This window comes from Pantoea sp. IMH, assembly GCF_000599885.1.
Classification (GTDB): domain Bacteria; phylum Pseudomonadota; class Gammaproteobacteria; order Enterobacterales; family Enterobacteriaceae; genus Erwinia.
Genome location: NZ_JFGT01000006.1, coordinates 786658 through 794884 on the forward strand (window position 1 = coordinate 786658; position 8227 = coordinate 794884).

At 57.1% G+C, this 8227-nt stretch carries 7 protein-coding genes; 2 read left to right on the forward strand and 5 right to left on the reverse strand.

Going from position 1 to position 8227, the window contains the following annotated elements:
* Positions 1-5: 5 nt before the first annotated feature.
* Both EA20_RS0117975 and EA20_RS0117980 read right to left on the reverse strand, forming a co-directional pair.
* Positions 6-194 (reverse strand): YnbE family lipoprotein, encoded by a 189-nt coding sequence (locus EA20_RS0117975; RefSeq protein WP_024968149.1) that lies wholly within the window; start codon positions 192-194, stop codon positions 6-8.
* Positions 181-2808 carry a YdbH family protein gene (locus tag EA20_RS0117980; protein WP_024968150.1) on the reverse strand — a complete coding sequence of 876 codons (2628 nt, stop codon included), beginning with the start codon at positions 2806-2808 and terminating at the stop codon, positions 181-183. The genes EA20_RS0117975 and EA20_RS0117980 overlap by 14 nt, the downstream gene beginning before the upstream one ends.
* A gap of 197 nt (positions 2809-3005) precedes the next feature.
* Between EA20_RS0117980 and EA20_RS0117985 the strand changes: the two genes are divergently transcribed.
* Positions 3006-4001 (forward strand): 2-hydroxyacid dehydrogenase, encoded by a 996-nt coding sequence (locus EA20_RS0117985; RefSeq protein ID WP_024968151.1) that lies wholly within the window; start codon positions 3006-3008, stop codon positions 3999-4001.
* 23 nt (positions 4002-4024) lie between these two features.
* On the opposite strand, the gene EA20_RS0117990 is transcribed toward EA20_RS0117985, so the two are convergent.
* Together EA20_RS0117990 and bla are read right to left on the reverse strand one after the other, a co-directional pair.
* Positions 4025-4297 (reverse strand): DUF333 domain-containing protein, encoded by a 273-nt coding sequence (locus EA20_RS0117990; RefSeq protein ID WP_024968152.1) that lies wholly within the window; start codon positions 4295-4297, stop codon positions 4025-4027.
* Positions 4298-4840: 543 nt separating this feature from the next.
* On the reverse strand, positions 4841-5701 hold the full coding sequence (bla, locus tag EA20_RS0117995; protein ID WP_024968153.1) for a class A beta-lactamase: 861 nt from the start codon (positions 5699-5701) through the stop codon (positions 4841-4843).
* A 443-nt stretch (positions 5702-6144) separates the two neighbouring features.
* On the opposite strand from bla, the gene EA20_RS0118000 reads away from it, so the two are divergent.
* Complete coding sequence (locus EA20_RS0118000) at positions 6145-6438, forward strand: putative quinol monooxygenase (protein WP_024968154.1); 294 nt, start codon at positions 6145-6147, stop codon at positions 6436-6438.
* 255 nt (positions 6439-6693) lie between these two features.
* Here EA20_RS0118000 and dbpA read toward each other — a convergent pair whose 3' ends face one another.
* Positions 6694-8073 carry an ATP-dependent RNA helicase DbpA gene (gene dbpA / locus EA20_RS0118005; protein WP_024968155.1) on the reverse strand — a complete coding sequence of 460 codons (1380 nt, stop codon included), beginning with the start codon at positions 8071-8073 and terminating at the stop codon, positions 6694-6696.
* Between the last annotated feature and the right edge of the window lie 154 nt (positions 8074-8227).

Here is an 8227-nt window from a genome sequence, read left to right on the forward strand (position 1 = left end):
GCTCCTCAGAAAAGATCGCTCTGGTTTTTCAGTAAGGCTTCGACATCTTTATCGACCTTGATATGGATTTCGTGCTCGATTTTCACATTCATATTGATGGTGATCGGCTCTTTGGGTGCCGCCACCTCAATGCGCGGAATGCAGCCGCTGAGCAGCAGCGCACCAACGGGCAGCAGCAGGCTAATGCGTCTCATCAGAATTTCCTTTTTGCGGTGGCAGGGTGGCGTGTTGCTCCACCCAGGATTGCAGGTTATCGCCAAAGCGCAGGCTGCGCCAGAGCTGGAAAAGATTCTCCTGCTGCGTGTAATTCAGCGACACACGCTGGTCCTTATCGCTGAAACGACTGGTGCCCTCAACCTGCGCGCTAAGAGAAAGCGCGCCCAGATTATCGAGGTTGAGCGTTGCCCAGCTGCGGGAGATTTGCATGTAGCGCAGCCAGTCCATCGCCGCGCCCGCCGCGAGGTTATTACTGGCGATGGCATCGGCAAAATCCTTATCCAGCCGTACCGTCAGCGGACCGCTGTTGGCGAGCCAGCCATCCTTGATCAGCCAGCGGGGATGCGTCAGCCAGAGTGGCAGTTCGCCATTGATGCGACCGGACATCGCAATCTGCTTCGGTTTTATCGCGGTGACCAGTTCGCTGAGGCTGATCTGATTGAGCCGCAGCAGCGCTGGCGTGAGCTGCGGCATTTGCAGGCTTGCCATACTCAGGCTGCCGCCCAGCAGCGCCACGCTGACGTTGCTCAGCCGCAGCGGTTCGCGTGCGCTCCAGGGATACCAGCCCTGTAAATCTGCCGTGATATTTTGCAGGCTGAACTGATTTTTGATTTCCCTGATACGCAACGTCACAGGCTGCTTCGCGCCGAAGTGCCAGCGGTGCGCCTTCAGACGAAACGGCAGCGAGAAATTCACGCCGTTAATTTCATTGTCAGGCGTTCTGACGCTGCCGTCGCTGACCACCCAGTGGCCGCCCGCTTCAAAGCCCTGATCGCTGGCGGCGGAAAAGGCCACCTGCGCCTTAAGCTGACCGGACTGAATACGCATTTTCAGATCCTCACTGAGCAGCGGCTGAAACACGCTCAGCGGTTGTGTCGGCCACCATCCCTGCCCGCGCAGACGCTCGCCGTCCCAGCGTCCCTGCAGACGTACCGGGCCAATCGCTTCCGCCTGCAGGCTGCCGTCATACAGGAAAGCGGTCGGATCGCGTCCCTGTACGTTAAGCCTGAGGATTGCCGGTGGCAGAGTGCCGCCGTTGCTGAAGTCCGTCTGTTTTGCCGAGAGGTTGAATTTGCCGCTGAAAGCGGGATGGGCGGGATTGCGCTGCCAGCGGACAGGGGCGCTGAGCGTCAGGCGCGGCTGGCTGACATTAACACTGCCGTACTGGATATGATCAAAACCCGTGGAGAGCGATTCCAGCTCAATCAGGCTCTCCTGCCAGCGTCCGCGTCCGCTAACGTCCCAGCGGGCGGAGAGCGGTGCCATCAGCCCTTCCCCCCAGTAGCGCCAGCGCCAGAGACCGCGATCGGGCCAGAAGGCATCAGCATGGCCGTCAAGGTGCAGCCGGAAGCGGCCCATTTGCGCATCGTGGGCGCGGAGAATCGCCTGGAGACGCCCGTCGATGCCGGCGAGCGAAAGCGTCACGCCAGCCAGCGGCCAGCGCGCTTCGTCTACTTCCAGCGTCGAGAGTAACCGCCCTTTCATTCGTAGTAATGCGCCGGGCGCAAGGCTTAATCGCGGGGCAAGCAGCGGGCCACGCACCTCGCCTGGCAGGCTGGCGTAAAACTGCAGCTGCGCCAGCTTACTCTCGCCGGTGATGCGCAAAGGCAACGCGCTGTCAGCCAGATCCAGGCGCCCCGGCCCCACCGTCAGCACCACGTTACCTTTTCCGCCGCGCCCCTGAGTCAGCAGATTCATCCGGCCGGTGATTTCGGTTGCGGCCAGTCCCTGTCGCCAGTGTTGTAAACTGAGCGAGACATTGCCAGCGAGTGGCTGTGCGGCATATGGCCAGCGCCATCGCCCCTGACTGATGTCGACACGATCATCGCTCACCTGCCACGGCAGTGAGATCAGAGGTTCAGGATCGTCCTGCTGCCGCAGGATAACTTCTCCCTGCTTTTGCTGCCACGTCAGTTCTGTCCGCAGCGGTGCAGGAAAGCCGTCCAGCCGCAGCCCGGCGGCAAGCTTGCCAGCATCGGGGAGCGCATCAGGTATGTGGGGAAGGTGCAATGTACCAGCCAGTTGCACAGGCCCGTCAAGGCCCGGCGTACGCAACGTCAGTGACGCGAGGTTCAGTTCCTGGCCCCTCAGTGCGGCTTCAAAGGAGAGATTTTCAGACTGGAAGGCGAGCTGCTGCCGGAGGTTGTCCATTTTAAGCTGCAGCGAACCGGCCCATGCCGTCCAGGGAACCAGCGTCAGTCTGGCAATGCTGATATCGGCACCGGGCAACATTGCCTGCCATTCCGCGAGCGATCGGGGTGCGGTGCGCTTTTCAGCAGCAGGAAGATGGCTCAGGCAGCCGCTGTCAAGTTTCAGTGCCTCAGCGGCCAACTGCCAGCGGCCGGCATGGCGGCCAATGCTGATACCGCTGGCGACAGCCAGTTCGCATTCATCAGCGAGATAACGCACACCGGGCAGAAGAAGTTCACCCTGCCGCCAGCCGGGTGAGGCATCAAGCGCGACGCGGGTACCGGCAGGCAGCCACATACCGGCCAGCTGCGGCAGCCACCAGGTCAGGGTCAGGGCCATACCTGCGATGGTCAGGATCAGCGACAGCAACGCCGCAGTAAACACCTTCCAGCCCCGGCTCATGGCAGTAAACTCTCACTCTTTCCGTGAATAATCGAGGGCTGAATGATGGCACGTAATGGCCAAAGGGAGAAGTTTTTCACCCGAAATCGCGCTTTATGATTTTATTTTTATGCTGGCTGTAGCATCAGGCGCAGCACAGGAGGAATTCTTGTTAAACTGATCGAAGAGACATTCCATCAGGTAACAGGAGCTCAATTGTGAAACTAGCGGTATACAGCACGAAGCATTATGACCGGACCTACCTTGAACAGGTCAATGAGCGCTACGGTTTTGAGCTGGAGTTTTTCGATTTTTTGCTGACGGACCGCACGGCGAAAAACGCCGTGGGCTGCGATGGCGTCTGCCTTTTCGTCAACGATGATGGCAGGCGCGAGGTGCTGGCGGAGCTGGCGGAGCTGGGGATTAAATTTATCGCGCTGCGCTGTGCGGGTTTTAATAATGTCGATCTGGAGGTGGCTAAGGAACTGGGCCTTCACGTGGTTCGCGTGCCCGCCTATTCGCCTGAAGCCGTTGCGGAACACACGGTGGGAATGATGATGACCCTTAACCGCCGTATTCACCGCGCCTGGCAGAGAACGCGCGAAGCGAACTTTTCACTGGATGGCCTGATCGGTTTCAATATGCATGGCCGGACCGCGGGCGTTATCGGCACAGGTAAAATCGGGCTTGCCACCCTGCGTATCCTGAAAGGATTCGGTATGCGCCTGCTGGCGTTCGATCCCTATCCTAATCCTCAGGCGCTGGAGATCGGCGTTGAGTATGTCGATATCAATACCCTGCTCAGGGAAGCGGATGTGATTACCCTCCACTGCCCCATGACGCCGGAAAATTACCATTTACTGGATATGGCCGCCTTTCAGCAGATGAAAGATGGCGTAATGATCATTAATACCAGCCGCGGTGGACTGATTGACTCAAAAGCCGCCATTGAAGCACTGAAAATGCAAAAAATCGGGGCGCTTGGCATGGATGTTTATGAGAACGAGCGCGATCTTTTCTTTGAGGATAAGTCGAATGACGTTATCCAGGATGATGTCTTCCGCCGGCTCTCCGCCTGCCATAACGTGCTGTTTACCGGCCATCAGGCTTTCCTGACGGCAGAAGCACTGACCAGCATTGCGGAGACCACGCTGGAGAACCTCAGGCAGCTTGAACAGGGTGAAACCTGCCCCAATGAGCTGACGACGCCGTAACTTCTGAACCGGCGCAGCTTGTCTTAGCGCAGACAGCTGCCGCTGGTCAGCGCGCTTTCGTCACAGCGACGGCCGTTGGCGAGCTGGCACATGCCCACAGAAGATCCGTCAAGCTGATGCGACAGTGCCAGACTTCCCCCTGCGCCGGAGCAGGCACTGGCGGCCAGTTCAGACATCACCACTTTTGCAGGAACGTGTGCGCTTGTCGCCTGCTGCGGCGGTTCGTTATCGGCACTGCTGCTACAGCCAGCGAGCAGCAGCACAGCGCTCACCAGCAGGATATTCGCTGCTTTCATTGTTTTACTCCGGTTGGGGGTCAGGGCGTTTGCCAGCATAAGCTACGTTTATCTATGGGTCGAGTGCTGTCATGAATATTTACCAAATTATGCGGCGTCAAAATGCAATAGCCTGCTCTCTTATTTTGATACTTTGTTGGCAAGATGGTATTCAGTCTCAAAAGCGCTAACCGGGAGCGGAGATAATACCCTTATATCTACGGCGTGAAGCAGATGACAGCATCCACTCTCCCTCTTCTCCTGGTACAGCGCGAACCGCAAAGAAAGCGTCTATTCAGGGATTCAGGGATTAAGATAATCTTCGGCTAGAGATACGCGTTTTATAACAAAGTTTAAGCGAAGGGACCTGAACCATTAAAGCGCCCCGCGCCATGGGCAACGCAGGACGGGATGATGTTGCGTCTTTACGTGCAGACTCTGTTTCGCCTGCACGTTGTTACTAATCTGAGCTCCTCCCGGAAATCCTGCTCTACCATGCTGAAGTACAGATGTGCAGATCCATATCCGCAGGATCTGAAAACCAAAACTGGATACCGACCCGCGTTACCAGTGCTTAATCAGTGACGCGCCTATCTCGGCAATCTGTTTATTTCGTTCATCCATCGTTGCCTGACTTTCCGTTAAGTAGATCACAACGAGGCGGGAGGCTTTACCGTCAGGACCGAGCGCCGCAACGATACCGCGAGACCCCCGCTCGCCCGCCCCCGTTTTATCGGCGATAAACCAGCCTTCCGGCAGTACCGAGCGTATCAGTGGCCCGGCGACCTTATCCGCCACCATCCACTCCATTAGCTGCTGCCGGGAGCTGACTGACAGCACCTCTCCGGTTAACAGTTGTCGCAGCGTTTTTGCCATAGCTTCAGGCGTGCTGGTATCCCGTTCGTCGCCGGGCAAGGCCTGATTGAGCGCGGGTTCCCAGCGATCGAGACGGGTCACCGGATCGCCAATCTTGCGAAGAAATGCGGTTAATGCCTGGGGTCCACCCAGCGTAGAGAGGAGGAGATTGGCCGCGGTGTTATCGCTCATGGTGATGGCTGCGCTGCATAATTCGCTTACAGTCATTCCCTCAGCAAGATGTTTCTCCGTCACCGGCGAATAGGTTATCAGGTCAGACTCCCGGTATTTTATGCGCCGATCGAGCTGCTCCTGCCCGGCGTCAACCCGAGCTAACACCGCGCCACACAACAGTACTTTAAAGGTACTCATCACCGGAAAGCGGGCATCAGCCTGGTAGCTTTCCAGTAGCTGACCGCTGGTAAGGTCCAGTTCCGCATAGCCCACACGCGCTTTCAGCAGATGTTCGGCTTCCCGGACTTTATCCAGGGTCGCCTGGTGGGCATAGGCAGGCAGACAAAAAGCCGCGACTAAAGGGATAAGAAGCAGGCGTAAGCGTAATGTTGTCATCATTTTTTCCAGCTACTGAAGGGGATTCAACAGGCTGCTAATTTAACGAAAATCGCTGATATGAAAAGCTTTATATTCACTTTGAGCGACTGGAGCGGGTGGTCATTTTTCATATTCTCACTAACGCTCCGTAATATCCCGGATCGCGATCGTCTCATTAATGGTATCGTTAACTCAGGAAGGGAACGTGATCCCCAGCCAGCCCGGTACGATGACAAAAAGCGTCTTACTTAACAGACATTTTTATCATCTCCCAGATAGCTGGCTCCCCTCCTTTCTCACCGAAATTTAACCGGAAATGCGCCCGGCTGACCGCTGGCTGCCATCAACCTTCAGGCGCTGTTAAACTGTAGCATTATGCAGAGCATCAGCTGGCTGTCAGTGGCGTCAGTAGAACAGAGAAAGGGATCCCCTTATCAAGCGTATCAACCAAGGAGTAAGCGATGACCGATAAAAACATCCTTATCGTGGCGAAATTTACCGCCAAGCCGGGTAAGGCCGATGAGCTGAAAAAAGTGCTGAATAATGGCGTTAAACCTGCCCGTGGTGAGGAGGGATGTTTGCACTACGATCTCTACCGCAGCGTCGAGGATGGCAACGTTTTCCTGTTCCATGAAACATGGAAAAACGAAGAAGCGGTGGCGATTCACGGCGAGCAGCCGCACTTCAAAACCTTGATGGCTGACGCCAGCCCGCTGCTCTCATCGCAACCGGAAGTGATTAAAATCGAAAGATAAGCCGTTGGACGACAGTTAACAGGTCAGTTGAATCTCACCGTCCTGACCGGGCAAGTTGTAAACGGCTGACCAATCTAAAGCGAGGGAACGAACGGGAATAACGCGTGACATGCCATGGCGGGCGCCGGCCGGGCAGCAGGTCGATGCTATTTGCCGCTTTACGGGCAGGCCCTGTTTCTCTCAGCCCACACTGTCTCATCAAGCTTAAACCTGCCCTGTCCGGGCAGGTTTTTTTATGGGCGACTTATGCCTGGCTTATTTCAGCAACATTGGACGACAGGACTTTCCTTTGATTTTGACCTGCTGGAGCTGTTTCATGGCGTGACGAGCGCTCGCCTGACGGATAGCAACGTAGGCATGCGTTGGCGCAATATCAATTTTACCAATCAGTTCGCTGCTCAGACCCGCCTCGCCGGTAAGCGCACCAAGAATATCGCCGGGACGGATTTTCGCTTTACGTCCGCCTTCCAGGCTCAGCGTGGCCATATCTGCCTGAAGGGGACGTGGGGTCACGCTTTTCAGCGCGGCAACGCTCTTCCAGTTCAGCTTCTGTTGAAGATAGTCTTCCAGCGCATGCGCGCGGATCATCTCATCGGGCGCGACAAAACTGACTGCGCTGCCCTCTTCGCCTGCACGCGCGGTGCGTCCGATACGGTGAACGTGAACTTCAGGATCGAAGGAGAGCTGATAGTTGACCACCATCGCCAGCGACTTGATGTCGAGCCCACGGGCGGCCACATCGGTCGCCACCAGCACGCGGCAGCTGCCGTTGGCGAAACGGATGAGTACCCTGTCGCGATCCCGCTGCTCCAGATCCCCGTGCAGGGCCAGTGCGCTTATCTGGCTGCTTTCCAGCGCATGAGCAATATCATCACATTCGCGTTTGGTATTACAGAAAACCACGCAGGAAGCGGGCTGCTGTTCGCTGAGCAGGCCAATCAGCGCGGGCAGTTTTTCTCTGGCTGACGCCTCATAAAAGGTCTGTTCAATGGCGGGCAGATCTGACACCTCATCCGTCTCAACGGAAAGCGGGTCGCGCTGGATGCGCTGGCTGATTTGGGCAATGCCTTGTGGCCAGGTCGCGGAGAACAGTAACGTCTGGCGCGACGGCGGACAGTAGGCGAGGATCGCATCGATATCGTCACGAAAGCCCATTTCAAGCATCCGGTCAGCTTCGTCGAGGACCAGCGTGGCGACCTGTTCAAGCTGCAGCGTTTCACGCTTCAGGTGATCGAGGATACGGCCCGGCGTGCCAACCACAATGTGGGGAGGATGCACCAGTGAGTCGCGCTGAGCGCCCATCGGCTGACCGCCACAGAGGGTAAGAATTTTAATATTTGCTGCAAACCGCGCCAGCCGGCGCAGCTCTTTCGCCACCTGGTCCGCCAGTTCGCGCGTCGGGCAGAGCACCAGCGACTGGGTGACAAAGCGGGTCGGATCGATACGGTGCATCACGCCAAGCCCGAAGGCGGCGGTTTTACCACTACCAGTTTTTGCCTGGGCGCGGACATCACGTCCGGCAAGGATGGCGGGCAGCGAAGCAGCCTGGACGGGTGTCATAGCCAGATAGCCCAGCTCGGTCAGATTGGCGATCTGGCTGGCTGGCAGGGAAGTCAGGGTTGAAAATGCGGTCACAAAATACTCTCTGATGAATCGGCAGGGCCTGTTGGCGCTGAGTGTAGCAGAAAACGGCTTCAGGCCGTTACTCTCCCGGCTCAGGGCGTGGATTTGCCTCCGGCGTCAGCCCGTCATGGCGGAAAAGGCGTCAACCTGCGCCGACAATGGCGTT